This window comes from Verrucomicrobium sp. 3C (assembly GCF_000379365.1).
Classification (GTDB): domain Bacteria; phylum Verrucomicrobiota; class Verrucomicrobiia; order Methylacidiphilales; family Methylacidiphilaceae; genus Methylacidimicrobium.
Genome location: NZ_KB901878.1, coordinates 90,644 through 91,030, shown reverse-complemented (window position 1 = coordinate 91,030; position 387 = coordinate 90,644). Strand labels below are relative to the sequence as shown.

General features: G+C 59.9%; 1 pseudogene. It reads left to right on the top strand.

Features of this window, described 5'->3' with window-relative positions:
* Nucleotides 1-387, top strand: a pseudogene (locus A37A_RS22200) (hypothetical protein); the annotation flags it as partial.

Genomic DNA, 387 nt, shown 5'->3' with positions numbered 1-387 from the left:
CGGTGGAGGATCCGAAGAAGAGGAAGCTTTTGCAGGCGATGATCTTCGGCAGGATTCTCTTCCCCTGCTCGAAGCTTTCCTTGAAGGAGGAGGCTCGGGGGACGCTTCTGGCGGAAGCCTGCTCCTTGGAAAAGAGCGAAGGATTGGACGAAGAGGATCTCTACCGGGCGATGGATGGACTCAATGGGGTTTGGAGCCGGATCGAGCGTGGGCTTTTCCAGAGAGCGTTTCCCGGAGGGGTAAGTCTGGTGCTCTACGATCTTTCGAGCACCTATTTTGAGGGGGAGGGTCCGAAGGGGTTGGCTCGCTACGGCTACAGTCGGGACCACCGGGATGACCGGCCGCAGGTGCTTTTGGCGGTGGCGACCGATGCGGAGGGGATCCCGA